We start from the raw sequence: 25,622 nt of genomic DNA, 5'->3' as shown, positions 1-25,622 counted from the left end.
GCTCCGGGACCGGGGGTCAGTCGTCGCTGTTGAAGATCGCGAGGATGCGCAGGATCTCCGTGTAGAGCCAGACGAGCGTCACGGTCAGGCCGAAGGCGGCGGTCCAGGCGTAGCGGCGCGGGGCGCCGGCGCGCACGCCCTCCTCGATGCTGTTGAAGTCGAAGATGAGCGAGATGGCGGCCAGGACCACGGCGAACAGGCCCACGACCACGCCGAGCGGGATGCCCATGACCTCCATGCCGCGCAGGCCCCACGGGTTGTCCACGACGCCGAAGAGGATGAGGCCGAGGTTCACGAGGCTGAAGGCGAGGTAGCCCACGATCGCGATGAGGAAGAACTTCGCGAGGCCCGGCGTCGCCCGGACCTTGCCGCTCTTGTAGAGGGCGAGGGTCACGCCGGTCACGACGACGGTCCCGAGCACGGCCTGGAGGCCGACCCCGGGCGCGAAGGCGTCGATGAGGCGCGTGAGCCCGCCGAGGAAGAGCCCCTCGAGCGCCGCGTAGGCGAGGATGAGGCCGGCGACCGGCTCGCGCTTGAACGAGTTCACGAGCGCCAGGACGAAGCCGCCGATCGCGCCGAGGACCATGAGGCCCAGAGCCATGCCGGCGGGCACGAAGAGCGTCACGGCCGCGCCCAGGACCACGAAGCCCAGGCACGCGAGCGTCTTCATGATGACGTCGTCGTAGGTCATGCGGCCGGTCTCGACCGGGCCGGCGGAGGGCGCCTTGTAGAGCTGGTCGAGCTGCTCGGGCGTCATCTGCTGCCCATAAGGCGGCTGCTGCTGCCCGTACGGCGGCTGCCCGTAGGGCTGCTGCTGTCCATACGGCTGCTGTCCATACGGCTGCTGGCCGTACGGCTGCTGGCCGTAGGGCTGACCATACGGCTGCTGGCCATAGGGCTGCTGGCCGTACGGCGCGTGCGGGACGGGAGGCGCGGTGGCTACAGCCTCCTTGAAGTTCTTCCCCCGGAAGACCGGGTTGCCCCCAAATGCCATTGTCGGCTCCTTGTCGACGGCCTGCCGGTGGGCAGGCACTCACTCGTGAGGAATGCGAGAGTTCCTCGTGTTTCAACGCTATCAATGCCACGATCGGCGTGGGGCGAAAGTTCCGCGCCTTTCCCGGGGTTCCGCCAGTTCCCGGGATTTCCGGGGATTTCCCTAGAATGGTGCGGTGCCACGCGAAGAGTCCGCCGTCAGTACCCCCGCCGCCTCCTCCGCCAACGCCGACGGAGGCCCCGCGCGGCTGCCCCTGCGCATGCTCCACGACAGGATCCTCGTCGAGCTCGACCGGGAGGCCAGCGAGCGCCGGTCCGCCTCGGGCATCGTCATCCCGGCGACGGCCGTCCTCGGCAAGCGGCTCGCGTGGGCCACGGTCGTCGCCGCAGGGCCGAGCGTCCGGCAGGTCGCCCTCGGCGACAGGGTCCTCTTCGACCCCGAGGACCGTGCCGAGGTCGAGGTCTCGGCCCACGACTACATCCTGCTGCGCGAGCGGGACCTCCACGCTGTCGCCGAGCGCGACGAGCCCTCGAGCGCCCTCGGCCTCTACCTCTAGCCCCCTCACCGGTTGGCGTCCGGCCTTCAGCCGGACCCACCGTCAGCCCCGCTCCTCGTCTCCGAGGGCGGGGCTTCTGGAGTTGTTACCGGATCGCGATCTTCCGCGCTCCACGCCCCCGCCGTCCCGGGGTTTACCGCGAGTAACATGACGTTCCAACGGGTGAGCCGTATCACACTCACGGGTCGATGCGGCGCGCTCGCCGCACCGAACGCTCGGCTGGCCTGAAGCCAGCAGAACCCCCGGAAGACGGAGGCCCCTACGTGAAAAGCACAGCCCTGGCCGCCCACCCGCCGCGCAGGCCGCGGGTGCTCGTGGCCGCGGGCGCCCTGATCGGCGCCGTCCTCGCAGTGCTGCTGGCGCTGGCACCGGCGGCGGAGGCGACAACCTCGCCGTCGCCCTCCCCCAGCCCCTCGCCGACCCAGTTCCAGAACACGATCACCGGCTTCCTGCGCAACGAGGGACAGCCGCTCTCGGGCGTCAAGATCAAGGTCTCGGGCAACGGCTTCGAGGGCACGGCCACGTCGACCCAGAACGGCTCGTGGTCGATCGGCGTCCCCACCCAGGGGACCTACACGCTCGAACTCGACGAGTCCACGCTGCCGGAGGGCATCAAGCTCGCCGAGGGGCAGGAGAACCCCAGGACGGTGACCTTCACCCAGACCTCGAACGTGAGCTCGATCTTCACCTTCGGCAGGGGCATCCAGGTCGTCCAGGCCGACTTCGGCCAGCAGCTCCTGAACCGCCTCGTCGCGGGGCTGAGCTTCGGGCTCCTGCTCGCCCTGGCCGCCGTCGGGCTCTCCCTCATCTTCGGGACCACGGGCCTGACCAATTTCGGCCACGGCGAGATGGTCACGCTCGGCGCCGTGGCTGTGTTCAGCCTCAGCGCGGCAGGCCTGCCCTTCTGGCTCGCGATCCTCCTCGCGCTCGTGGGCAGCGCCGCGTACGGATACATCCAGGACGCCGGGCTCTGGAAGCCCCTGCGGCGACGCGGCACGGGCCTTGTGCCCATGATGATCGTCAGCATCGGCCTCGCCCTCGCGGTCCGCTACGTCATCCTCCTGTTCTTCGGCGGCTCGACCCAGCAGCTGCCCTATGCGCAGAGCCCGGACATCCAGCTCGGGCCGGTCTCGATCTCGCCGAACAACCTCTGGTCGCTGCTCATCTCGGCGATCGTCATCGGCGCGATCGGCTTCGTCCTGCTCAAGACCCGGCTCGGGAAGGCCACGCGGGCCGTCGCGGACAACCCCGCGCTCGCCGCGGCGTCGGGCATCGACGTCGACGGCGTCATCCGGCTCGTGTGGGTCACCGGCGGCCTGCTCGCGGGCCTCGGCGGGATCCTCTGGGCGTACTACCGCCCCGGTGTGAACTTCGAGATGGGCCAGCAGATCCTCCTCATGATGTTCGCCGGAGTGACCCTCGGGGGCCTCGGGACCATCTTCGGCGCGCTCGTCGGCTCTGTCATCGTCGGGGTCTTCGTCGAACTCACGACGGTCTTCGGGCTCACGGCTGACCTCAAGTACGTCGGCGCGCTCGTGATCATGATCGTCGTGCTCCTGTTCAGGCCGCAGGGCATCCTCGGCCGCCGCGAGCGAGTGGGCTGAGGAGGCTCCCATGGACTTCGGATACGTTCTCAGCAGCGCGCTCGGGGAGATCGCGACCCCGACGACGGCGGCCTACGCGCTCGCCGCGCTCGGCCTCGCCGTCCACTTCGGCTACTCGGGCCTGCTCAACTTCGGGCAGGCGGGCTTCATGGCGGTCGGCGCCTACGGGTTCGCGATGACCACGATCCACTTCGGCGCGAACTTCTGGATCGGGCTCCTCGTGGCCCTCGTGGCCTCGGTGGTCTTCGCCCTCATCCTCGGCATCCCGACCCTCCGGCTGCGCGCCGACTACCTCGCCATCGTGACCATCGCCGCGGCGGAGATCATCCGCTACGTCGTCACGACCAACGCCCTGACCGACGTGACGGGGTCGGCTGACGGCCTTGCGGCGTTCCGCGAGGACTTCCTGCGCCTCAACCCGTTCCCCGAGGGCAACTACCTCGGCTACAGCAGCAACGACTTCTTCTACCGCTTCTTCGGCTGGGGCATCGTGATCGTCGCCTGCATCGCCATGTGGCTCCTCATGCGGAGCCCGTGGGGCCGGGTCCTCAAGGGCATCCGGGAGGACGAGCTGGCCGTCCGCTCGCTCGGCAAGAACGTGTACAAGTACAAGATGCAGGCCCTCATCATCGGCGGCATCCTCGGGGCGCTCGCGGGCATGATCTTCACCCTGCCGCGCGACGTCGTCCAGCCGGGCAACTACGGCACGGAGCTGACGTTCTTCCTCTGGACCTGCCTGCTCCTCGGCGGCATGTCCACGATCCTCGGGCCCGTGGTCGGCGCCATGATCTTCTGGGTTGTCCTCTCTCTGACCCAGGGGATCCTCACGGGCCTCATCGAGTCGGGCGCCGTCACGTGGCTCTCGACGACCCAGGCCGGGCAGCTCCGCTACGTCCTCGTGGGCGTTGCGCTCATGCTGCTGATGATCTTCCGACCGCAGGGCGTGTTCGGCAACAAGAAGGAGCTGGCATTCGCATGAGCCACGCCGCAGAATCCCCGCGGCCCGCGGGAGCCATGGCGCCCGAGGGCGCCCCGGACTACATGACGGACACGCGGCCCATCGCGGTCGGCCCCGCAGCGCCAGGCTGCAAGAAGCGGGACCCGATCGTCATCATGGACAACGTGAGCCGCAGCTTCGGCGGCATCAACGCCGTCGACGTCGAACATCTCGAGATCCCGCGGCACAAGATCACCGCCCTCATCGGCCCCAACGGCGCCGGCAAGACCACGCTCTTCAACCTGCTCACGGGCTTCGACACGCCCAACAGCGGCAAGTGGCAGTTCGAGGGCAACAACATCGCGGGCGTCTCCTCCTACAAGGTCGCGCGGATGGGCATGATCCGCACGTTCCAGCTGACGAAGGTCATGGGCAAGCTCACGGTCATGGAGAACATGCGCCTCGGCGGCTCGGCCCAGCCGGGCGAGAAGCTCCGCAACGCCCTCTTCCGCGGCATCTGGGGCTCGCGGGAAAAGGAGATCACCGCCCACGCGGAGAAGCTCCTGGCCAAGTTCAAGCTCGACGCGAAACGGGACGACTACGCGGCCTCGCTCTCTGGCGGACAGCGCAAGCTCCTCGAGATGGCGCGCTCGCTCATGGCAGACCCCAAGCTGGTCATGCTCGACGAGCCCATGGCCGGCGTCAACCCCGCCCTCACCCAGAGCCTCCTGGACCACATCAAGGGCCTCAAGGCGGAGGGCATGACGGTCCTTTTCGTCGAGCACGACATGCAGGTGGTCCGGCACATCGCTGACTGGGTCGTCGTCATGGCCGAAGGCAAGATCGTGGCCGAGGGCCCGCCGGGCGAGGTCATGCGGGACCAGGCTGTCATCGACGCCTACCTCGGCGCCCACCACGACGTCGACCTCGGCGCCGCTGGCGGCCTCAAGGCCCTCGAGGAGGAGCTCGCCCTCGACGAAGAGTCCATCGTCGGCACGGAAGACGCCGGGATCATCGCCCCCGAGGCGGTCCTCGGCGACGCCGAGGTGCTCCACGTGGACATCGAGAAGCGCGAGGAGGGTAGCAGGTGAGCGGGAAGCACGAAGCAGCATCGAATGGCTCGGCAGGCGGCGCAGCCCAGCCCCGCCCTGCGGGGACGGAGGCAACGAAGGATGGGGCGACCCCGGCCGACGACGCCGTGGTCTCGGTCAAGAACCTCGTCGCCGGCTATCTCCCGGGCGTGAACATCCTCAACGGCTGCAGCATCGAGGCCCGCCGCGGGGAGCTCATCGGCATCATCGGCCCCAACGGCGCCGGCAAGTCGACGCTCCTCAAGGCCATGTTCGGGCTCGTCAAGGTCCACTCGGGGTCCGTGATCGTACGCGGCCAGGACCTCACGGGTCTCAAGGCGAACAAGCTCGTGACTCGCGGCGTCGGCTTCGTCCCCCAGACGAACAACGTCTTCACGACGCTCACGATCGAGGAGAACATGCAGATGGGCCTCTTCCAGAAGCCCAAGGTGTTCAAGGAACGATGGGACTTCGTCACCCAGCTCTTCCCCGAGCTCGGGCGGCGGCGGACCCAGCGCGCCGGCTCCCTCTCGGGCGGCGAGCGGCAGATGGTCGCGATGGGCCGCGCGCTCATGATGGACCCTGCGGTGCTCCTGCTCGACGAGCCCTCGGCGGGCCTGTCCCCCGTCAAGCAGGACGAGACGTTCCTGCGTGTGCACGAGATCAACCGGGCGGGCGTCTCGGTCATCATGGTCGAGCAGAACGCCCGCCGCTGCCTGCAGATCTGCGACCGAGGCTACGTCCTCGACCAGGGCCGCGACGCCTACACGGGCACGGGCCGGGAGCTGCTGAACGACCCGAAGGTCATCCAGCTCTACCTCGGAACGCTCGCGCAGACGGTCGAGGACGAGGACAGGTAGCCCTCGCTCCCCCGCCCGCTGCGCGCGGCCGGCGGGGGTCCGACAGCACAAGGGGGAGGCCCCCGGTCCCTGAAGGGACCGGGGGCCTCCCCCCTTGCTGGCGGTGCCAGCCGCGGATGCGGCTAGCCCAGCTTGCCGAACTCGGACTTGATCGGCTTGTTCTTGTTGTCGTCTCCGAACTCGTAGATGCCGATGAACGCCTCGGACGGGTCGCCCGCGTCGGTGAAGCTGATCGGCCCGGAGTAGCCGTCGTAGTCGATGTCCTTGCCCTCGCGCAGGAGCGTGACGCACGAGGCGAAGCCCGTGCACTTCTCCCCGCCCTCGGACACGGCCTTGAGCTGCTTGGCGATGTCGGTGCCCTTGACGCTCTTGGCCGCCTCGGCGGCGAGGGCGATGACGTTCACGGCGTCGTAGGACTCGCCGGCGTAGTTGTAGTCCTTGAGCGCCGGGTCGATCTCCTTGAGCGCCGCCTGGAAGTCCGCCTTGGCGAACGTCCCGGGCTGGGTGCCGTGCGCGCCCGTGAGCGTGCCGGGCTGGAAGTCCTTGCTGTAGTCGAGGGTGTTGCCGTCCACGAGGAACAGCTGGTTGCCCTTGATGCCCTTGCCCGTCAGGAGCGGGATGATCTGCTTGGCCTCGTCGAAGCTGATCAGCGCGATCGCGTCGGGCTTGGCCGCGAGGACCTTGTCGACCTGCGTGCTGAACTGCGAGTCGCCCGTGTTGTACAGCTCGGCCGCGACGACCTTGCCGCCCGCGCCCTCGAAGGCCTCGGTGACCGTCTTCTGGAGGCTCGTGCCGTAGGCGTCGTTGAGGACGATCATGCCGAGGGTCTGCACGCCGCACGAGGCGATGTAGTTGCCCAGGACGCGGCCCTGCAGGACGTCGGAGGGGGCGGTGCGCCAGTAGAGGCCCTTGTCGTCCCACGTCGTGAAGTCGGTGCCGGTGTTGGCCGGGGACATCTGCACGACGCCCGCGCCGGTGATCTGGTTGATCACGGTGCGCGAGACGGACGACGACGCCGCACCCACGATGGCGCCCACGCCCTGGCCGAGCAGGTTCGTCACGGACTGGGTCGCGAGGTCGGTCTTCGTGTCGCCGGAGTCGCGGTGGATGACCTCGACCGGGTGGCCGAGGACGCCGCCGACGTCGTTGATGCGCTTGATGGCGTAGTTCACGCCGGCGATCTCGGGCGGGCCGAGGAAGGCGAGGTTGCCCGTGACCGGCAGGAGCGAGCCGATCTTCAGCGGGGTATCGGACGTGGTCGTGGCGGCGGGGGCGCTCGTGGGCTCGGCCGGGGACGTGCCGGCGCCGACCGGCTCGGAGGGTGCGGGACACGCGACGCCCGCGGGAGCCGCCGTCGTGGTGCCCGTACCGGAAGGGGTACCAGAAGGGCCTCCGCACGCGGTGGCCAAGAGAGCGACACCCATCCCGAGGGCGGTCAGCTTCCCGGCTCGCGGCAATGCCGAATGACGTGGAATCATGCGTATTCTCCTCCAAGGGAGGGCAGCAGCCCCCCGGATGCGAACCACAGGTGTCTCCTGATGGACACAGGCTAATTGAACGCTTAACCCTGAATACAGTGTTTCAGGTCACATCCTTGTAACGGCTCCGGGCGTCTCCTGCACACAAGGACGGCCCGCCTTCCGGAGGGGGAAGACGGGCCGTGGAGGCAGTGCCCCAGCAGGGACTCGAACCCTGACTGAGCGGATTTTAAGTCCGCTGCCTCTGCCGATTGGGCTACTGGGGCGCGGCACCAGACTACCGGGCGCGCCGGTACGGGAACGACGACGGCGGCCGCCGCCTCGTGCGTGAGGCGGCGGCCGCCGTCGTGAATGCCCTTCAGGCGCGCCGGCGCCGTGGCCTAGGCGCCGACCTTCTCCTTCGCCGGCTCGGCGGCGGGAGCGGGGGCGGGGGCCGGGGCAGGCTTGGGGGCCGGGCGGGCCGCAGCCTCGAAGGCAGCGCGCGGGTTGTCGAGCCCCTGCAGCGGGGTCGTGTCGCGGCCCGCGAAGAGCGAGGCGAACCAGTCGAGCACCACGCGGAACTTGCGCTCGAAGGTGGGGATCGCCATGCCGTGGTAGCCGCGGTGGGCGAGCCACGCGAGCGGGCCCTTGAGGCCGATCCGGCCCACGAGGTTGATGTTCGCGACGCCCTTCCAGGGGCCGAAGCCGGCGACGGCGCCGAGGTTCTTGTGCTTGTAGTCGCCCATCGGCTTGTCCCAGCGGGAGGCCCAGAGGTTCTTGGCGAGCTGCTTGGCCTGGCGCAGGGCGTGCTGGGCGTTCGGGACGCACGTGCCGTCCGGCAGGCCGTTGCCGGTGAGGTCCGGGACGGCGGCGATGTCGCCCGCGGCCCACGCGTTGTCGACGATGCCCTCGTCCCCGGCGATGCGCAGGTCGGGCAGGACCCGGACGCGGCCGCGCGGCTCGAGCGGGAAGTCGGTCGAGCGGACCACGGGGTTCGCCTGGACGCCGGCGGTCCAGATGAGCGTGTCGGCCTCGAACTCGTCGGCCGGGGACTTGTCCGGCATGTTGATGAGCTTGAGCGCGCCCTCGGCGTTCGCGAGGGAGGTGTTGAGCAGCACCTCGACGCCGCGGCTCTTGAGGTGCTCGACGACCCACTCGGCCTGCTCGGCCGTGACCTCGGGCATGATGCGGCCCATGGCCTCGACGAGGACGAAGCGGACCTCCTCCTGCCGCACGCGGCCGTTGTTGCGCACGGCCTCGCGGGCGAGGTCCTCGAGCTCGGCGATCGTCTCGATGCCGGCGAAGCCGCCGCCGACCACGACGAAGGTCAGCGCGCGGCGACGCTCGGCCGGGTCAGTGGCCGTCGAGGCGAACTCGATGCGCTCCACGATCTGGTTGCGCAGCGCGACGGCCTCCTCGATGGTCTTGTTGCCGATGCCCTTCTCGGCGAGGCCCGGGATCGGGAACGTGCGCGTGATCGCGCCGGCCGCGAGGACGACGTCGACGTACGGCACCTCGACGGTGCCCTGCTCGCCGGGGAGGGCCACGACGGCCTTGCGGTTCGCGTGGTCGATCGCCGTCACGGAGCCCTGGATGACCTCGGACTCCTTGAGGTGCTCGCGCAGCGAGACGACGGCGTGGCGCGCCTCGATATTGCCGCCGGCCACCTCGGGCAGGAACGGCTGGTACGTCATGTAGGGAAGCGGGTCCACGACCGTGACGATGCCACCGGCCTTGGCGATCTTCTTCTGGAGGTTGAGGGCCACGTAGAGGCCCACGTAGCCGCCACCGACGACGAGGACGCGGGGGCGGTCGACAAGCTGGAGCGAGGAAGGCATGCCCTCAGCATAGCAGCTTGTGAAAATATTCACTAGCTCGCGTCGGAATCCCCCTGCGGGCCCCCGCCCGACGGCGCGAGATGCCGCCGCCGGGGCGGTGCGGCGTCGTCCGCGGGCCCCCGCTCGGCGGCGACGCGGCGCAGGTGGAGCGTCCCGCCGAGGGCGATCGCGGCGATCACCGCGGCGCTGCCGAGGACGACGACCGGCGGCCAGGGGTTGTCCGCCGAGGACGGCTGGCTCGGCACGGGAGCGGCCGCCTCCGGGACCGGCTCGGAACCCGGCGTCGGGGCAGCCTGGTCGCCGCCCGGCGGGGCGGTCGTGGCCGCCGCGCCGCGGCGGTGCACGCGGATCCAGTCGGCGATCGAGCCGAGCGGGTTCGAGGCGACCGGGGCGACGTCGGCTGTCAGTGCCGCCTCGGCGTCGAGCACGCCCGAGCCGTAGAGCGGGTCGTGGCCGGGGACGCCCGCGTCCTTCGCCGTGCCGATGATCCGCTGGATGACCTGCGCGGCGCTCAGGTCCGGCCACTTCGAGCGGATGAGCGCGGCCACGCCGGCCACGATCGGCGCGGCGCCGGACGTCCCTGCCCACTCGGCATAGCCGGTGCCGGGCAGGGCGCCGACGAGGTTCTCCGCGGGGGCGGCGACGCCGATGCTGATGCCCTGGGACGACGAGTCGACGCTCGCCACCCGCTGCCGGTCGAGGCCCGCGACGGTCAGCACGCCCGGGATCGTGGCCGGGGCGCCGACCTGGACGTTGCCGCCCTCGCGGTTGCCTGCGGCCGCGACGATCACGACGTCCTTCTGCTCGGCGTAGAGGAACGCCGAGTCCCAGCTCTGCGGCCACGTCGGCTGGGTGCTGCCGAGGGAGATGTTGATGACCTTGGCGCCCTGGTCGACGGCCCAGCGCACCGCGGCCGGGATCTGCTCCTGGTCCGAGAGGCCTGCCGGGTTCGGGGAGCCGAGCCATGCCGAGACCGCGAGGACCTGGGCCTCGGGGGCGACGCCGACGACGCCGTCGGGCCCGCCCGCGGGGTCGCCCTCCTTGGCGTCCTTCGCGTGGCCGCGGCCGGCGAGCATCGACGCGACGAGCGTCCCGTGCTCCGTGCGCGAGCCGATGGGCTTCTGGCCGTCGGGGCTTCCGGCCCCGGAGGCGTCGTGCCCGCCGACGACGACGCCGCGCAGGTCGGCGTGGGCGCCGTCGACGCCGCTGTCGATCACCGCGACCTTGACGCCGGCGCCCTTGGACACCTCCCAGGCCTTCTCGATCCCGTACTCCTTGAGCCAGTATTCGCGGTCCCTGATGCTGTCCGCCGCCGCGGGGGCGGCCCCGAGGAGGGCCAGCGGAGCGAGCGGGACGAGAACTGCCAGTGCTGCCAGGGCTGCGTGGACGCGGCGGATCACTGGCCGGCACCCGCCGCGGCGCTCAGGGCGATGCCGTCGAGGATGTCGTGCTCGCTCGTCACGGCAGTCGCGATGCGGCTGTCGGTGAGCTCGGCGAGGCGCGCGAGGATGCGTCGCCACACGAGCGCCCCGGCGCCGATGACGTCGACCCGCCCGGGGTGCATGTACGGCAGGGCCGCCCGCTCGTCGTGGGTAAGCGACAGGAGCGACGAGCACGCCGCGGACACGTCGGCGAGCCGCAGCTCGGCCCCGTGGATCCGCTCGGGCTGGTAGGAGGGCAGCCGCAGGGCGTGCGCCGTGACGGTCGTGATCGAGCCGGCGACGCCGATGACCGCCGTCGCGCGGCCGAGCGGCACCTCGGCGAGGGCCTCGTCGATGCCGCGGTCGACGTCGTGCTCCGCCGCGGCGATCTGCTCGGCGGTGGGCGGGTCGGAGCGCAGGTGCCGCTCGGTGAGCCGCACGCAGCCGATGTCGACGGAGCGGGCGGAGATCACGCCGCCGGCGTCGCCGAGGACGAACTCGGTGCTGCCGCCGCCGAGGTCGACGACGAGCACGGGCTCCCCGGCCGCGAGGCCCAGGACGCTCGCGGCGCCGGCGAAGCTGAGGGAGGCCTCCTCGGAGCCGCTGGCCACCTCTGGGGCCACCCCGAGGCGGGCGCGGATGCCGGCCGTGAACTCGTCGCGGTTGCGGGCGTCGCGGGTGGCCGACGTCGCGACGAAGCGGACCCGCTCGGCCCCGAGCCCGCGGATGACGGCGGCGTAGTCCTCCGTGGCGGCAAAGGTGCGCTCGAGCGCCTCGGGCGCCAGGACGCCGGTCGCGTCGACGCCCTGGCCGAGCCGGACGATGCGCATCTCGCGGTGGACGTCGACGAGCCGCGGCGCCACGGCGCCGTCCTGCACGGCGCCGTCATGGCGGTCTGCGACGGTGTCCGCGACGAGGAGCCGGATCGAGTTGGTCCCGCAGTCGATGCCCGCGACCCTCATGCTGTGCCCTCCTGGCCCGGGGTCTCCCCCGCTCGTTCGTGCGCTGGTTCCTCGGCTGGTCCTTCGGCGGGCTCTTCGGCTGCCCGGCGCACCGGCGCGGGCCGGCCCGTCATCGACGGCAGGCCCTGCGGCCCGTGTCGCGAGAGGTCCCGGTCCGGGGCGGGGCCGACGGTGTCCCACGCGCCCTCGCAGTAGCACCGGTCGCGGGTCCACCATTCGGCGATGCCCGCGATCGCCTCGTCGCCGAGGGGATTGACGCCCTCCCCCATCGCGAGCGACTGGCCGACGAGCACGTGCAGGCACTTGACCCGGCTGGGCATCCCGCCGGCGGAGACGCCGTCGATCTCCGGCACCGGGCCGGTCCCGGCGCGGCGGCCGATCTCGGCACGCGCCGCGAGGTACGCCTCGTGCGCGCCCCGGTAGGCGGCGGCGAGCGCAGGGTCCTCGACGAGCCTGTCGTTCATCTCGTTCATGAGGCCCGCCGCCTCGAGCCGCGATACCGCCGAGGTCACGACGGGGTGCGTGAGGTAGAAGGTGGTGGGGAACGGCGTGCCGCTGGACAGGCGCGGCGCCGTCGCGGCCACGAGCGGGTTGCCACACACACAGCGCGCGGAGATCGCGACCACGTCGCGCACGGGCCGTCCGAGCTGCCGGCTCAGCACGTCGAGGTCGTCCGCGGTGGGCTCGTCGCCGGTCGGCGTGGGGGTCTCGGTCACTTCTGGGAGGTCCTTGCTGTCGGTCGGTGGCGGGCGGGCCGCACAGGGCGCCGCCGCGCCCGGTCAGGGGACGTCAGTCAGTCGCGGCGCGCCGGAGCGAATCCCAGACGCCGGAGAGCCAGGGCTGCTCCTGATCGCCCCCGGTGGACGTTCCGGAGCTCGCCGCGGACGGGCTGCCGGCATCGCCGAACACCCAGTAGGAGGTCTCGCCGGGCATGACCATGTTAATGCGGTCCCGGGCCTGCTGCTTGACGTAGTTCGGGTCCTCCCAGCGGGAGATCTCCTGGCGCAGGTCCTCCTGCTCGGCCCTCTTCGAGGCGATGTCCGCCTCGAGGGCGCTGATCTCGGCGCGCTGGTTCAGGAAGACCCGCACCGTCGGGGCCAGCATGACGGTGATGGCGACAAGGACCACCGCGAGGGCGAGCATCCGGCCCGAGAAGGCCCGGGCGGGGACGGGCGCGGCGTCATGCGCCTCGGAGGACGACGGGGCGGCCGCGGCACGTGCGGCGGGCGCCGCTGCCGCGCGGCGGGCGGAGGCCCGGGCGGCCTCGGTCCGCCCAGCAGAGGGGCGTGCGCCCAGGGGCCGGCCCTCGGAGGCGCGGCCGGCTTGAATCCGCCCATCCGAGGGGCGCCCGTGCAGGCCGGCCCCGTCCGCGGGGGGCGCCGGCGAGGGCTCGGGACGCTTCGCGGCGCGCGCGGTGCCCGTCGTGCGGGGCACCTGCGGTCGACGCGTGGCCATACAGCTCCTTGTCACGGGCGGACGCCAAAGGTGGAAAGTGAAGCGCCGCGGCGGCAGTGGTCTCGTTCAACCATAGCCGCCGCGGCGCGTCATCCGCCCCAGCGTCGAGCGGGAGTGTCAGCCCTTGAAGCGCGGGAACGCGCTGCGGCCGGCGTAGCGCGCGGCGTCGTCGAGCTCCTCCTCGATGCGCAGGAGCTGGTTGTACTTCGCGACGCGCTCGGAGCGGGCCGGGGCGCCGGTCTTGATCTGGCCGGCGTTGGTGGCCACGCAGATGTCAGCGATGGTCGTGTCCTCGGTCTCGCCGGAGCGGTGCGAGGTGATCGTCGTGTAGCCCGAGCGCTGGGCGAGGGACACGGCGTCGAGCGTCTCGGTGAGCGAGCCGATCTGGTTCACCTTCACGAGCAGCGAGTTGGCCGTGTTGGCGTCGATGCCCTGCTGGAGGCGCTCCGGGTTGGTCACGAAGAGGTCGTCGCCCACGAGCTGGACCTTGTCGCCGATCGAGTCGGTGAGGACCTTCCAGCCCTCCCAGTCGTTCTCGTCGAGCGGATCCTCGATCGAGACCAGCGGGAAGTCCGCGACGAGCTCCGCGTAGTACGCGCTCATCTCGGCGGCGGAGAGGGACTTGCCCTCGAACTGGTACGCGCCGTCCTTGTAGAACTCGGAGGAGGCGACGTCGAGGGCGAGCGCGATGTCCTTGCCTGGGGTGTAGCCGGCCTTCTGGATCGCCTCGGTGATGAGCTCGAGCGCGGCCCGGTTGCTCGGCAGGTTCGGGGCGAAGCCGCCCTCGTCGCCGAGGCCCGTGGAGAGGCCCTTCTCCTTCAGGACGCCCTTGAGGTTGTGGTAGACCTCGACGCCCCAGCGGAGGCCCTCGGAGAAGGTCTCGGCGCCGATCGGGGCGATCATGAACTCCTGGATGTCGACGTCGGAGTCCGCGTGCGAGCCGCCGTTGAGGATGTTCATGAGCGGCACGGGCAGGACGTGCGCGTTCGGGCCGCCGAGGTACTTGTAGAGCGGCAGGTTGGCCGAGTCGGCGGCCGCGTTGGCGACGGCGAGGGAGACGCCGAGGATCGCGTTCGCGCCGAGGTTGGACTTGTTGGCGGTCCCGTCGAGGTCGATCATCGCCTGGTCGATCGCGCGCTGGTCGGTCGCGTCGAAGCCCTCGAGGGCCGGGGCGATCTGGTCGAGCACGGCCTCCACGGCCTGCTGGACGCCCTTGCCGAGGTAGCGGCCCTTGTCGCCGTCGCGGCGCTCCACGGCCTCGAACTCGCCCGTCGAGGCGCCCGAGGGAACGGCAGCGCGGCCCAGGGAGCCGTCGCTCAGCAGGACCTCGACCTCGACCGTCGGGTTGCCGCGGGAGTCCAGGATCTCGCGGGCGTGGATGGCATCGATAAGCGCCATGGATGTGCTCCTCGGTAAATGGAACGTGCAAGACGGACGGCGGTGACTGAAGGGTTGTCCACCGTGTCGGTCCCCAGACTAGTCGGCCCGCGGCGCGGCCCGCGACCTTGTGACGCATCCGTGCCCGCGCACAGGGGCTTGGATCGGCTCACAGGCGGGCGACGGCGGCGCGCAGCGCCCGCTCGGCGTCGAGCCCCCGCGCGCGGGCCGCCCGGACGACGTCGAGGAGGAACTCCCCGAGCTCCTCCTCTGTGGCAAACGCCGCGCCGGACCCCGCCGAGATGGGGTCCTGCGATGCCGAGATGGGGGCCTGCGACGCCGAGATGGGGTCCTGAGCCCGAGCGCCGTCGAGGGCCCTGCGTCGCTCTGCCCGCCCGAGCGCCTTCTGGGCGAGCGCGAGCGCGGGCAGGTGCCGCGGGAGCCCCTCCAGCGTCCCCGGCCCGACGAGCCGGGGCGAGTCGGGCCCGTCGGCCCCTGCACTGGCCGCCTTCTCCTGCCGCTTGGCCTCGTCCCACGAGGCGATGATCTCCTCGATCGTCGCCGGGAAGCTCGGCTGGAGCCCGCCGTCGGGCGTGAAGACGTGCCGGTTGCGGCGCACCATCTTGTCCGTGAGGGCCACGGCGACGCCGTCCAGGTCGAAGGCGCCGCGCTCCCGCGCGATCTCGGCGTGCAGGACGATCTGCAGGAGCAGGTCCGCGAGTTCGCCGCGGAGCTCCTCCTCGGGATGACCGTCCTCGATCGCCTCGACGAGCTCGTAGGACTCCTCGATGAGGTAGGTCACGAGCGAGGCGTGGGTGAGCGCCGCCGTCCACAGGCAGTGCTCGCGGAGGAGGCGGATGACCTCCACGAGACGGTCGACGGCGGCGCTCACCCTTGGCCCTGCCCTATCTGTGTTCTGCCTACCTGCACTCTGCCTATTCGGCGAGGTTGGCGTAGGCCTGGTTGATGTACTCGACGAGGTCCTCGCGGTCCTCGAGCGGCAGGAACGCGGCCTCGGCGGCGTTGAGCGTGAGCTCGAGCAGGTCGTCGAGGTCGTAGTCGAAGGCCTCGATGAGCAGCTCGAACTCGTCGGTGAGGGTCGTGCCGCTCATGAGCCGGTTGTCCGGGCTGACCGTGACGTTGAAGCCGAGCTCGAAGAGCATGTCGAACGGGTGGTCGAGGATGTCCTCGCCCCACTGCTCGATCGCTCCGGTCTGGAGGTTCGACGACGGGCAGACCTCGAGCGGGATGCCCCGGTCCCGGACCCACGCCGCGAGGGGGCCGAGGGTCACGTCGAGGATGGGCACGCCGTCGTCGTCGACCTCGTCGGTGGACTGGACGGTGATGTCCTCGGCGATCCGGACGCCGTGGCCGAGGCGCAGGGCCCGGCCGTCGACGAGGGCCGACTGGATGCTCGCGAGCCCGGCCGCCTCACCCGCGTGGACGGTCGCCGGGAAGTTGTTCTGGGCGAGGTAGGTGAAGGCCTCGGTGAAGCGCGAGGGCGGGAAGCCGTCCTCGGCGCCGGCGATGTCGAAGCCGACGGCGCCTCGCTCGCGGTGGCGGACGGCGAGCTCGGCGATCTCCTGGCCGCGGTCGGCGTGCCGCATCGCGGTGATGAGCTGGCCGACGGCGATGACGCGGCCGGTCTCCTCGACGGCCGCCATGCCCTCCTCGAGCCCGGCCTGGACGGCCTCGACGGCCTCGTCGAGGCTGAGCCCGCGGGTGAGATGCTGCTCCGGCGCCCAGCGCACCTCGCCGTACACGACGCCGTCGTCCGCGAGGTCCTCGACGAACTCCCGGGCCACGCGGCGCAGCCCGGCCTCGGTCTGCATGACGGCGACCGTGTGGTCGAAGGTCTCGAGGTAGCGCGGGAGCGAGCCCGAGTCGGCCGCCTCGCGGAACCACTCTCCGAGGGCCACCGGATCGGTGGACGGCAGCGTGTGCCCGATCTCGGCGGCGAGCTCGATGATCGTCGCGGGGCGCAGGCCGCCGTCGAGGTGGTCGTGGAGGGAGACCTTGGGCAGGCTCCGCAGGTCGAAGGTCAGGTCCGGCGCGGCGTGGATGTTCGGCTCAGTCACGCTCCAACTCTAGTCACCGGTGAAGCGGGACGGCTCATGCACGCGCGGGGCGTAGTCGTCCGGGGCGGGGCCGGGGTGGGCCGCCTGCTCGCGCTCGTGCTCCGCCGTGGCCTCCGCGGCCGCCTTGCGGGCGTCGACGGTGTCGCGCCAGCGGTGGAACAGGGTGATCGCGTGGTCCAGGACCACTCCGAGGACGACGGCGAACACGACGGCCACGAGCACGCCCATGAGCGGGTTGTCGTGCAGCCACGGGAACGAGCTCGCGAGCAGGCCGACGCCGATGGAGTAGCCGACCCACGTGAGGCACGCGAACGCGTCGAGCCAGAAGAAGGTGCGGTGGCGGAAGCGCGTGGTGCCTGCGACGTAGTTCACGGCCACGCGGCCCCACGGGACGTAGCGTGCCGTGAAGATCAGGACGGCGCCGCGCTTGTCGAGCTCGTGCCGGGCCCACGCGAAGACCTTCTGCACTTTGCGCCGGCGCATCCATTTCCATCGATCAGTGCCGATCTTGCGGCCGAGGAGGTACGCCATGTTGTCCCCCGCGATCGCGCCGACGAGCGCCGTCGTGCCCAGGATCCACAGGTTCGGCTCTCCGCTGTGGCGCCAGTACGCGGCGAGGGCGACGATGAGGGTCTCGCTCGGGGCCACCATGGCGAAACCGTCGACGAAGAAGAAGACCAGCAGGATGGGATAAATCCACCACTGCCCGGCGGCATGGAGGATCACTTCATTGATGCTGTCCAGCATGCCGGGGCGCTCCTTGACGAATGTGACTTGATTCAGTGTCGCATGGCGTGTTTGCGCACGTCATCAGCCTTGCGGAGGATCCGTCGGCCGGCGTGTCTCGGCGGGTGCGGCGGCCTCCGGCTCCTCCTCCTCTTCCTCCTCGATGGGGAGCTTGCCGCGCACGCGCGAGATGACGATGTCGATCACGATCCCGAGGGTGATGGCGCACAGGATCGCGATCGATGCGCCGAGCAGGTGGTTGTCCTCGAACCACTGCCCGAAGAACAGGCCGATGAGCACCGAGTAGCCCGCCCAGAGCACCGCGGAGAGGGCCGTGAGGGGCATGAAACGGCTGCGCGGAAAGCGCGTGGCCCCGGCGGTGAAGTTGACAGCGACGCGGCCCACGGGGATGAAGCGGGCGACCATGATGAGGGACGCCGCGCGCTTGCGCAGCTCGCGCCCGGCCCAACGGAACGCGGCCTGCATGCGCAGCGAGCGCATCCACCGCCAGCGGTGCGTGCCGACCGCGCGTCCGATCGCGTACGCGAGGTTGTCCCCCACGAAGGCCCCGGCCGCGGCGGCGCAGAACAGGATCCACGCGTTGGGCACACCGGCCGAGGCCGAAACCGCGGAGAGCCCGACGACGAGGGACTCGCTCGGCACTGGCGGGAAGAAGCCGTCGATGGTGCAGAACGCCAAGAGGACGATCGGCACCCACCCCTGCCCGGCCGCCGCCAGGATCGCCTCGTTGATCTGCTCCATCACCCCTGCAGTGTCCCACGGGTAACCGGTCCCACGGTCCCCGCGGTACGGGGGATTCAGGGCGCTCTCAGGGGCGGTTCAGGGACGTCCCCCACGTCCCTCTGCGGTGTCGCCTCAGGCGATCCGGTCGAGGATGAGTCGGCGCGCGGGCCTGGACCCCGCGGGCGCGATCGTGACCGCGTCCTCGAGGGCCTCCTTGGCCCGGGCGAACCGCTCGGGGGTGTCGGTCAGGAGCGTCATGAGCGGCTCGCCGGCCCGCACGGCCGCCCCGGGCTTGGCGTGCAGCCGCACCCCGGCCCCCGCCTGGACGGCGTCCTCCTTGCGCGCGCGCCCGGCGCCGAGCCGCCAGGCCGCGACCCCCACGGCGAGCGCGTCGAGGCCCACGAGGACGCCGTCGGCCGGAGCGTAGATGGTCTCGCTCTCCTTGGCCTGCGGCAGGGGCGCGTCCGGGTCGCCGCCCTGCGCGGCGATCATCCTGCGCCAGACGTCCATCGCGCGCCCGTCCTGGAGGGCGCGGGCAGGGTCGGCGTCGCGGACGCCCGCCGCCGCGAGCATCTCCTCGGCGAGGCGCACGGTGAGTTCGACGACGTCCTCGGGCCCGCCCCCGGCCAGCACCTCGAGCGACTCCTCGACCTCGATCGCGTTGCCCGCCGTGAGCCCCAGGGGCGTGTCCATGTCGGTCAGGAGCGCGACGGTGGAGACGCCGGCCTCCTGCCCGAGCGCCACCATCGTCTGGGCGAGCTCCCGCGCCTGCGCCTCGTCCTTCATGAACGCCCCGGAGCCGACCTTGACGTCGAGGACGAGGGCGCCCGTGCCCTCGGCGATCTTCTTGCTCATGATCGACGAGGCGATGAGCGGGATCGCCTCGACCGTGCCGGTCACGTCCCGGAGCGCGTAGAGCTTGCGGTCCGCCGGGGCGAGCCCGGCCCCCGCGGCGCAGATGACGGCGCCGACGCCCTCGAGCTGGGACATCATCTCGTCGTTGCCGAGCCGCGCGCGCCAGCCCGGGATGGACTCCAGCTTGTCGAGCGTCCCGCCCGTGTGGCCCAGGCCGCGGCCCGAGAGCTGGGGGACGGCCACGCCGAAGGCGGCCACGAGCGGGGCGAGCGGGAGCGTGATCTTGTCCCCCACGCCACCGGTGGAGTGCTTGTCCGCCGTCGCCCTCCTGCCCCCGCCGGGGGCGCGCAGCGACGAGAAGTCGAGCCGCTCGCCCGAGGCGATCATCGCCGCCGTCCAGCGCGCCGTCTCGCGGTGGCTCATGCCGTTGAGGAGGATCGCCATGGCGAGCGCGGACATCTGCTCGTCGGCGACGGCGCCGCGCGTGTAGGCATCGATCACCCAGTCGATCTGGGCGTCGGCGAGCTCGCGGCGGTCGCGCTTGGCGCGGATGATGTCGACGGCGTCGAAGGGCTCGCCGGCGCTGCCCTGGCTGCCCTGGCTGCTCGCGGTCTCGGCGCTGCTCGCGGTCACTGGGGATCCTTCCGGTCGGGGTCCAGGTTCTCGGGGCCGAAGGCGTCGGGGAGCACCTCGTCCATGCTGCGCACCCCGCGCGTCGTGAGCAGGCGCATGCCGGGGGCGCGGAACTCGTAGAGGAGCTGGCGGCACCGCCCGCAGGGCATGAGGATCTCCCCCGCGGCGTCGACGCACGCGAACGCGACGATCCGCCCCCCGCCGCCCATGGCCAGGGCGCTCACGAGCGAGCATTCCGCGCACAGCGTGAGGCCGTACGAGGCGTTCTCGACGTTGCACCCGGACACGATCCGGCCGTCGTCGACGAGCGCTGCGGCGCCGACGGGGAAGCGCGAGTAGGGCGCGTAGGCCCGCCGCATCGCCTCGGTCGCGGCGGCGACGAGCCCGTCCCAGTCGACGGCGTGGGGGCCGGCGGCGTCGGGGCCGGCAGCGGCTGGCTCCACGGCGTCGGGGAAGTCCGCGTCAGCCCTTGACATACGGTATGCCCTCCGCGGCCGGCGGCCTCGAGCGGCCCACGAGCCCCGCGACGGCGAAGACCGTGACGAGGTACGGCATCATGGCCATGAACTGGCTCGGGACCGGGGTGCCGATGATGGTCAGGATGGCCTGGAGGTTGTCCGCGAAGCCGAACAGGAGCGCGGCGAAGAACGCGCCGATCGGGTTCCAGCGGCCGAAGATGAGCGCCGCGAGGGCGATGAACCCGCGCCCGCCGGAGATCTCCTTGGTGAAGCTGTCGATGGCCACTAGCGTGAAGAACGAGCCGCCGATGCCGGCGATCGCGCCGCCGAGGGTGACGTTCCAGAAGCGCGTCGCGTTGACCCTGATGCCGAGCGTGTCGGCGGCCTTGGGGTGCTCGCCGACCGCGCGCATCCGCAGACCCCAGCGGGTCTTGAACAGTCCCACCCAGACCGCCGCGACGGCGATGTACATGAGGTAGCCCACGACCGACTGCCTGAACAGGATCGGCCCCAGGATCGGGATGGCGCTCAGCACCGGGATCTCGATGATCGGCAGACGGCCCGGGCTGTTGAACAGCTCCGGGTCCTCCTGCATGACGGTCGTGAACAGGAAGCCCGTGAGCCCCGAGACCAGGACGTTGAGCACGACGCCGACGATGATCTGGTTCACGAGGTACCGGATCGAGAAGACGGCGAGGACCATCGACACGAGGGCGCCGGCGAGCGCCGCGGCTACGAGGCCCAGGGCCGGGCTGCGCGTGACGGACGCGACGATCGCCGCGGTGAACGCGCCGCCGAGGAGCTGGCCCTCGATCGCGATGTTCACGACGCCGGAGCGCTCGCAGAGCACGCCGGAGAGCGACCCGAACACGAGCGGCACGGCCAGCGTGACGGCACCCGCGATGAGGCCGGCGAGGGAGATCGAGGGCGTCCGCGCGCTGGCCACGACCCAGACGAGGAACGAGAAGACGAACATCACGGCGAACACCGGGCCGACCCAGCCCGGCGTCCGGCGGCCCTGGAGCTTGAGCCACACGGACCAGGCGGCCAGGCCCGCCATGAGCACGCCCAGCACGATCGAGGTCGCCATGCCCGGGACCCGCAGGGCAGGGAGGGCGAAGGCGTCCCCACTCGCGCTGATGCCGAACTCGGCGGTCTGCGGCGAGCCGAGGAAGCCGAACACGACCAGGCCGACGACGCCGAGCACCGCCAGCGTGGCCGGGACCTTCCAGCCCACGGGAGCGCCCGGCGCCGCTGCGGGGGCGCTGACGGCAGGGGCGGCTGCGAGGCTCATGCGGCACCTCCGGCGGTCGTGGCCTGCGAGCCCGCGGCACGCTTGGCGCGCCGCCTGGCCCCGCGCCCGAGCCCGAAGAGCGAGCGGACGAGGGGCGGGGCTGCGATGAACAGGACGATGAGGGACTGGACGACGAGCACGATGTCGATCGGCGTGCCGGTCTGGATCTGCATCTGGACGGCACCGGCCCTGAACGCCCCGAAGAGGAGGCCGGCAGCAAAGGTGCCCCACGGGCTCGAGCGGCCGAGGAGCGCGACCGTGATCGCGTCGAAGCCGTAGCTCGCGGCGACGCCCGTCGTGAGGACCTTCTCGGTGCCCGCGACCTGCGCGACGCCGGCCGCGCCGGCCAGGGCGCCGGCGAGGGCCATGACGAGCACCGTCGAGCGGCCGACGTCGACCCCGGCGGTGCGGGCGGCGGATGGGTTGGCGCCGACGGCGCGGAACTCGAAGCCCACCGTCGAGCGGGACAGGATCCACCAGACGGCGACGGTGAGGGCGATCGCGACGAGGAAGCCCAGGTGGAGGCGCGAGCCGGGCAGCGCGGGGAACACAGCTGTGTCATCCAGTCGCGGGGAAATAGGGTTCGTCTCGCCTGGGCGCTGGAAGGCGGGCGTGTTGAGCAGGAAGTCCACGAGGTACAGCGCCACGTAGTTGAACATGATCGTGAGAATGACCTCATGGGCTCCCGTGCGTGCCTTGAGGTAGCCCACGAGCCCGCCCCACACGGCGCCACCCACGACGCCGAGGGCTAGGACGAGCAGGAGGTGCAGGCCGAAGGGAAGGTGCCATGCGAAGCCCGCATAGGCCGCGAGCGTGCCGCCGATGATGATCTGCCCCTGGGCGCCGATGTTGAAGAGCCCTGCCCGGAAGGCGAGGGCGACGCCGAGGCCCGCGCAGATGAGCGGGGTCGCGACCGTGAGGGTCTCGAGGAGGGGCGCGAAGCCCTGCCGGGGGTTGAACACGGCCCCCTGGAAGAGCGCGAGGTAGGAGCTCGTGGCGGCCGTCCAGAGCGCCTGGAGGAAGTCGGTCGGCCGGGCCAGGAAATAGCCGAGCGTGCGGCCCACCCGCTCGTCGGTGCTCGCGATGAGCAGCCCCCCGAGGACGAGGGCGGCGACGACGGCGAGCAGCGACACGAGGCCGCTGCCGGCCACGATCTCGCGCAGCACGCTGACGCCCTCGGTCTTGGCGGCGGTCGTCGCCGTGACGGGGACCGGCGGCGGCGCCTGGGCGGTCGCGGGGCTGTCCTCCACGGGCGCGCTGCCCGACGGGTCGAGCTGGCTCACGGGGTCCCTCCTTCGCTGTCACGGGTGGGCTTCGCGGGGTCCTCTGCCCTGGCGTCGGCCGCCGCGGGCTCGGCCGCGTGTTCTGCTGCTGCTTCTGCGTCTGTTTCTGCCTTCGGCGGTGTCATGCCCGCCATCATGAGCCCCAGGACGTCGCGCGGGGTGCCGGCGGGCACGATCCCGACGAGCCGGCCCTTGTACAGGACGGCGATGCGGTCGGCGAGCTCGAGAACTTCGTCGAGCTCGGTCGAGACGATGAGCACGGGCGTGCCGCGGTCGCGCTCGGCAACGATGCGGCGGTGCAGGAACTCGACGGACCCGACGTCGACACCACGCGTGGGCTGGGAGGCGATGAAGAGCTTGAGCGGCCGGGAGAGCTCGCGGGCCATGACGACCTTCTGCTGGTTTCCGCCCGAGAGGGTCCCGGCGGCAGCCTCGGCAGTGGGCGTCCGGATATCGAACTCCTCGACCCGCTGCACCGCGTTCGCCCTGACCTCGGCCGGCCGCATGGCGATCCCGCGTGCATAGGGCTCGCGGTCGTAGAGGTCGAGGACGAGGTTCTCCGCGACGGACAGCGGGCCCACGAGCCCGTGCACCGTGCGGTCCTCGGGGACGAAGCCGACGCCGGCCCGCAGGACCTCCTTGACGCTGCGACCCAGGAGCTCCTGCCCCTCGAGCCGGACGCTCCCGCTCACGTGGTGCTGGAGGCCGAGGATGGCCTCGGTGAGCTCGGTCTGACCATTGCCCTGGACGCCCGCGACGGCGAGGATCTCGCCGCGGGCGATCCCAAAGCTGAGGCCATCCACGGCCCGTGTCCCGTTCGGGGCGGTCACCGTCAGGTCCGAGACCTCGAAGGTGGTCTCGCCCGGGACCGCGGGCGCCTTCCCGAGGGACAGGCTCACAGGACGGCCGACCATCATCGCGGCAAGCTCCGACGGCGAGGCGCTCGGCGGCGCGTCCCCGACGACCCGTCCTCGGCGGATGACCGTGATGACGTCGGCTACGGCCTTGACCTCCCGGAGCTTGTGGGAGATGAAGACGATCGAGGTGCCCGAGGCCTTGAGCTGGCGCATGATGTCGAGCAGCTCGTCGGTCTCCTGGGGCGTGAGCACCGCCGTCGGCTCGTCGAGGATGAGCACCTTGGCCTCCCGGACGAGGGCCTTGATGATCTCGACGCGCTGCTGGACGCCGACGGGCAGGTCCTCGATGAGGGCGTCCGGGTTGACGTGGAAGCCGTAGCGGGCGGAGATCTCGCGGATCCGCTTCCGCGTCACGTCGAGGTCGAGGAAGCCGGCGCCGCGGGTGGCCTCGGCCCCGAGCGCGACGTTCTCCGCGACCGTGAAGACGGGCACGAGCATGAAGTGCTGGTGGACCATGCCGATCCCGGCGGCCATCGCGTCCCCGGGCCCGGAGAAGCGGACGGGTCGGCCGTCGACGAGGATGCGCCCCGACGTCGGCTCGTAGAGCCCGTACAGGACGTTCATGAGCGTGGACTTGCCCGCGCCGTTCTCCCCGAGGAGGCAGTGGATCTGCCCCTCCTCGACGGTCAGGTCGATGTCCTGGTTGGCGTAGAAGGATCCGAAGGCCTTCGAGATCCCCTGGAGTTCGAGCTTCACGACACCACCGTTCTCCTTGTGGGCCACTCGCCGTCCGCGGGCGTCGGCAGGCTCAGCCTAGAGCGGACGCACAGGCGCCGCCAGCACCGGCGCGCGGTGCTGGCGGCGCCTGCAGTGAGCGGTGGCCGCCGACGACTACTTCTTGGGGCTGGCCTGGGACGTGACGGTCACCTTGCCGTCGATGATGTCCTTCTTGAGCTGCTCGAGCTCGGCCTTGGTCTCGGCGCTGACCTTCGAGTCGAAGTCGTGGAACGGGGCGAGCGCCACGCCGTCGTTCTGGAGGGTCCCCACGTAGGGGTCGTTGCTGAACCGGCCCTCCACGTCGTCCTTCACGACCGCCTCGACGGCCTCGCCCATCTTCTTCATGACAGACGTGAGCATGAGGTCCTTGTAGTCGGGGGCCGTGAGGTAGCCGTCGGAGTCGACCCAGATGAGGGCGACGTCCTTGCCCGCGGCCTTGGCCTCCTTGAGCGCCGCGCCCGTGCCCTTGCCGACCGGCCCGGCGACGGGCATGATCACGTCTGCGCCCTGGTCGAGCAGGTTCTGGGTGAACTGCTTGCCCTTGTCCTGCTTCTCGAAGTCGCCCGTGAATGTGCCGTCCTGGGCCGCCTTGTCCCAGCCGAGGAGCTTGACGTCCTTGCCTTTGGCCTTGTTGTACGCGGCCACGCCGTCGGCGAAGCCGTCCATGAAGATCGTGACGGTCGGGATCTTCATGCCGCCGAACGTGCCCACGATCCCGGTCTTGGTGGTCGCCGCCGCGGCGTAGCCGGCGAGGTAGGCCGCCTGCGCCGTGTCGTAGACAACCGGCTTGATGTTGGTGATTGGCTGGGCGTACGCGAAGTCGATGATCGCGAAGTGCTTGTCCGGATTGGCCTCAGCCGCGGCCTTCGTCGCGTCGCCGAGGAGGTAGCCGACCGTGAAGGTGAGGTTGCAGCCGGCCGAGACCATGCCGTTGAGATTGGTCGCGTAGTCGTTGTTGCTCTTGGACTCCGCCTGCTTGACCTTGATGCCCAGGTCGGCCTCGGTCTTCTTGAGCCCATCGTAGGAGGACTGGTTGAACGACTGGTCGTCGAAGCCGCCCGAGTCGGAGACGATGCAGCCGGTGAAGTCCGGGGCGCTCGCTGTCGGCCCGGAGGTCTCTGGCGGAGCGCCGCAGGCGGAGAGGACGAGGGCTGCGGCGCCTGCCAGCGCGGCGCCGGCGGCCGCCCTCTTCGTGAAGCGGGGGCGTTTGGTGATCATCGGTTCCTCCAGATGCACAGGCGCAGCGTGCCGGGAAGCGGGAGAGGCCGCCGCGGACGCGTGGTACACCTCACACACTACTCGTCAAACAACTCCTTCACACGGCTTGGCCCAGCCGCATCCGGATCGTTGTCGATGTGTTACCTCGCGGTAGAGGCGGCACCGGGC

General features: G+C 71.1%; 23 protein-coding genes and 1 tRNA gene. 5 read left to right on the top strand and 19 right to left on the bottom strand.

Translation table 11 applies throughout. The features are described 5' to 3' along the window. Positions 1–16: 16 nt before the first annotated feature. Complete coding sequence (locus ACUYMY_RS05550; RefSeq protein WP_481702621.1) at positions 17–994, bottom strand: Bax inhibitor-1/YccA family protein; 978 nt, start codon at positions 992–994, stop codon at positions 17–19. 259 nt (positions 995–1,253) lie between these two features. On the opposite strand from ACUYMY_RS05550, the gene ACUYMY_RS05545 reads away from it, so the two are divergent. From ACUYMY_RS05545 to ACUYMY_RS05525, 5 genes are all read left to right on the top strand, one after another. Continuing rightward, a complete protein-coding gene (locus ACUYMY_RS05545) occupies positions 1,254–1,550 on the top strand; it encodes a GroES family chaperonin (protein ID WP_481704968.1) in 297 nt (98 codons plus the stop codon). Positions 1,551–1,813: 263 nt separating this feature from the next. Further along, positions 1,814–3,154, top strand: coding sequence for a branched-chain amino acid ABC transporter permease (locus ACUYMY_RS05540; RefSeq protein ID WP_481702620.1), 1,341 nt, complete (start codon positions 1,814–1,816; stop codon positions 3,152–3,154). Positions 3,155–3,164: 10 nt separating this feature from the next. Then, on the top strand, positions 3,165–4,133 hold the full coding sequence (locus ACUYMY_RS05535) for a branched-chain amino acid ABC transporter permease (RefSeq protein ID WP_481702619.1): 969 nt from the start codon (positions 3,165–3,167) through the stop codon (positions 4,131–4,133). Then, positions 4,130–5,182, top strand: a complete 1,053-nt coding sequence (locus ACUYMY_RS05530) for an ABC transporter ATP-binding protein (protein ID WP_481702618.1) — start codon at positions 4,130–4,132, stop codon at positions 5,180–5,182. The genes ACUYMY_RS05535 and ACUYMY_RS05530 overlap by 4 nt, the downstream gene beginning before the upstream one ends. A 107-nt stretch (positions 5,183–5,289) precedes the next feature. Beyond that, a complete protein-coding gene (locus tag ACUYMY_RS05525; RefSeq protein ID WP_481704967.1) occupies positions 5,290–6,021 on the top strand; it encodes an ABC transporter ATP-binding protein in 732 nt (243 codons plus the stop codon). 122 nt (positions 6,022–6,143) lie between these two features. Here the strand turns inward: ACUYMY_RS05525 and ACUYMY_RS05520 are convergent, their stop codons facing one another. The 18 genes from ACUYMY_RS05520 to ACUYMY_RS05435 all read right to left on the bottom strand — a co-directional run bounded on the left by ACUYMY_RS05520 (position 6,144) and on the right by ACUYMY_RS05435 (position 25,454). Beyond that, a complete protein-coding gene (locus tag ACUYMY_RS05520; protein WP_481702617.1) occupies positions 6,144–7,499 on the bottom strand; it encodes an ABC transporter substrate-binding protein in 1,356 nt (451 codons plus the stop codon). Between the two features lie 192 nt (positions 7,500–7,691). Next, positions 7,692–7,765 (bottom strand) — tRNA-Leu (locus ACUYMY_RS05515). A gap of 114 nt (positions 7,766–7,879) precedes the next feature. Further along, the gene (locus ACUYMY_RS05510; protein WP_481702616.1) at positions 7,880–9,316 is read right to left on the bottom strand and encodes an NAD(P)/FAD-dependent oxidoreductase; all 1,437 of its coding nucleotides are present in this window, start codon (positions 9,314–9,316) and stop codon (positions 7,880–7,882) included. 32 nt (positions 9,317–9,348) lie between these two features. Continuing rightward, positions 9,349–10,716, bottom strand: a complete 1,368-nt coding sequence (locus ACUYMY_RS05505) for a S8 family serine peptidase (RefSeq protein WP_481702615.1) — start codon at positions 10,714–10,716, stop codon at positions 9,349–9,351. After that, positions 10,713–11,699 carry a Ppx/GppA phosphatase family protein gene (locus ACUYMY_RS05500; RefSeq protein ID WP_481702614.1) on the bottom strand — a complete coding sequence of 329 codons (987 nt, stop codon included), beginning with the start codon at positions 11,697–11,699 and terminating at the stop codon, positions 10,713–10,715. Before ACUYMY_RS05500 ends, ACUYMY_RS05505 begins: the two co-directional genes overlap by 4 nt. After that, entirely contained in the window at positions 11,696–12,415 is a 720-nt protein-coding gene (locus ACUYMY_RS05495; RefSeq protein ID WP_481702613.1) for a DUF501 domain-containing protein, read from the bottom strand. Before ACUYMY_RS05495 ends, ACUYMY_RS05500 begins: the two co-directional genes overlap by 4 nt. A gap of 73 nt (positions 12,416–12,488) precedes the next feature. Further along, positions 12,489–13,154 carry an FtsB family cell division protein gene (locus tag ACUYMY_RS05490; protein WP_481702612.1) on the bottom strand — a complete coding sequence of 222 codons (666 nt, stop codon included), beginning with the start codon at positions 13,152–13,154 and terminating at the stop codon, positions 12,489–12,491. 117 nt (positions 13,155–13,271) lie between these two features. Then, complete coding sequence (gene eno, locus ACUYMY_RS05485; RefSeq protein ID WP_481702611.1) at positions 13,272–14,552, bottom strand: phosphopyruvate hydratase; 1,281 nt, start codon at positions 14,550–14,552, stop codon at positions 13,272–13,274. Positions 14,553–14,700: 148 nt separating this feature from the next. Beyond that, the gene (locus ACUYMY_RS05480) at positions 14,701–15,423 is read right to left on the bottom strand and encodes a MazG nucleotide pyrophosphohydrolase domain-containing protein (protein ID WP_481702610.1); all 723 of its coding nucleotides are present in this window, start codon (positions 15,421–15,423) and stop codon (positions 14,701–14,703) included. 43 nt (positions 15,424–15,466) lie between these two features. After that, complete coding sequence (locus ACUYMY_RS05475; RefSeq protein ID WP_481702609.1) at positions 15,467–16,609, bottom strand: adenosine deaminase; 1,143 nt, start codon at positions 16,607–16,609, stop codon at positions 15,467–15,469. Positions 16,610–16,618: 9 nt separating this feature from the next. Continuing rightward, a complete protein-coding gene (locus ACUYMY_RS05470; RefSeq protein WP_481704966.1) occupies positions 16,619–17,353 on the bottom strand; it encodes a DedA family protein in 735 nt (244 codons plus the stop codon). A gap of 66 nt (positions 17,354–17,419) precedes the next feature. Continuing rightward, positions 17,420–18,097, bottom strand: a complete 678-nt coding sequence (locus tag ACUYMY_RS05465; protein ID WP_481702608.1) for a DedA family protein — start codon at positions 18,095–18,097, stop codon at positions 17,420–17,422. A 114-nt stretch (positions 18,098–18,211) separates the two neighbouring features. Continuing rightward, on the bottom strand, positions 18,212–19,567 hold the full coding sequence (locus ACUYMY_RS05460; protein WP_481702607.1) for a thymidine phosphorylase: 1,356 nt from the start codon (positions 19,565–19,567) through the stop codon (positions 18,212–18,214). Next, the gene (locus ACUYMY_RS05455) at positions 19,564–20,043 is read right to left on the bottom strand and encodes a cytidine deaminase (protein WP_481702606.1); all 480 of its coding nucleotides are present in this window, start codon (positions 20,041–20,043) and stop codon (positions 19,564–19,566) included. Before ACUYMY_RS05455 ends, ACUYMY_RS05460 begins: the two co-directional genes overlap by 4 nt. Beyond that, on the bottom strand, positions 20,030–21,319 hold the full coding sequence (locus tag ACUYMY_RS05450; protein ID WP_481702605.1) for an ABC transporter permease: 1,290 nt from the start codon (positions 21,317–21,319) through the stop codon (positions 20,030–20,032). The genes ACUYMY_RS05455 and ACUYMY_RS05450 overlap by 14 nt, the downstream gene beginning before the upstream one ends. Beyond that, positions 21,316–22,569 carry an ABC transporter permease gene (locus ACUYMY_RS05445; protein ID WP_481704965.1) on the bottom strand — a complete coding sequence of 418 codons (1,254 nt, stop codon included), beginning with the start codon at positions 22,567–22,569 and terminating at the stop codon, positions 21,316–21,318. The genes ACUYMY_RS05450 and ACUYMY_RS05445 overlap by 4 nt, the downstream gene beginning before the upstream one ends. A 29-nt stretch (positions 22,570–22,598) precedes the next feature. Then, positions 22,599–24,215: an ABC transporter ATP-binding protein gene (locus tag ACUYMY_RS05440; protein ID WP_481702604.1), complete on the bottom strand. Its 1,617-nt coding sequence runs from the start codon at positions 24,213–24,215 to the stop codon at positions 22,599–22,601. Positions 24,216–24,350: 135 nt separating this feature from the next. Continuing rightward, positions 24,351–25,454, bottom strand: coding sequence for a BMP family lipoprotein (locus tag ACUYMY_RS05435; RefSeq protein WP_481702603.1), 1,104 nt, complete (start codon positions 25,452–25,454; stop codon positions 24,351–24,353). Positions 25,455–25,622: the final 168 nt, after the last annotated feature.

It is taken from the genome of Sinomonas sp. T428B (assembly GCF_056780155.1).
Note: the sequence above shows the minus strand (reverse complement) of the source record. Positions and strands in the feature narration are given on the sequence as shown.

Excerpts from the sequence above, each read along its gene's own strand:
- ACUYMY_RS05465 (WP_481702608.1), bottom strand. The coding sequence starts at position 18,097 with ATGGAGCAGATCAACGAGGCGATCCTGGCGGCGGCCGGGCAGGGGTGG.
- ACUYMY_RS05435 (WP_481702603.1), bottom strand. The coding sequence starts at position 25,454 with ATGATCACCAAACGCCCCCGCTTCACGAAGAGGGCGGCCGCCGGCGCC.
- ACUYMY_RS05550 (WP_481702621.1), bottom strand. The coding sequence starts at position 994 with ATGGCATTTGGGGGCAACCCGGTCTTCCGGGGGAAGAACTTCAAGGAG.
- ACUYMY_RS05535 (WP_481702619.1), top strand. The coding sequence starts at position 3,165 with ATGGACTTCGGATACGTTCTCAGCAGCGCGCTCGGGGAGATCGCGACC.
- ACUYMY_RS05450 (WP_481702605.1), bottom strand. The coding sequence starts at position 21,319 with ATGAGCCTCGCAGCCGCCCCTGCCGTCAGCGCCCCCGCAGCGGCGCCG.
- ACUYMY_RS05510 (WP_481702616.1), bottom strand. The coding sequence starts at position 9,316 with ATGCCTTCCTCGCTCCAGCTTGTCGACCGCCCCCGCGTCCTCGTCGTC.
- ACUYMY_RS05530 (WP_481702618.1), top strand. The coding sequence starts at position 4,130 with ATGAGCCACGCCGCAGAATCCCCGCGGCCCGCGGGAGCCATGGCGCCC.
- ACUYMY_RS05455 (WP_481702606.1), bottom strand. The coding sequence starts at position 20,043 with ATGTCAAGGGCTGACGCGGACTTCCCCGACGCCGTGGAGCCAGCCGCT.
- ACUYMY_RS05520 (WP_481702617.1), bottom strand. The coding sequence starts at position 7,499 with ATGATTCCACGTCATTCGGCATTGCCGCGAGCCGGGAAGCTGACCGCC.
- eno (WP_481702611.1), bottom strand. The coding sequence starts at position 14,552 with ATGGCGCTTATCGATGCCATCCACGCCCGCGAGATCCTGGACTCCCGC.
- ACUYMY_RS05545 (WP_481704968.1), top strand. The coding sequence starts at position 1,254 with ATGCTCCACGACAGGATCCTCGTCGAGCTCGACCGGGAGGCCAGCGAG.
- ACUYMY_RS05490 (WP_481702612.1), bottom strand. The coding sequence starts at position 13,154 with ATGGCCACGCGTCGACCGCAGGTGCCCCGCACGACGGGCACCGCGCGC.
- ACUYMY_RS05500 (WP_481702614.1), bottom strand. The coding sequence starts at position 11,699 with ATGAGGGTCGCGGGCATCGACTGCGGGACCAACTCGATCCGGCTCCTC.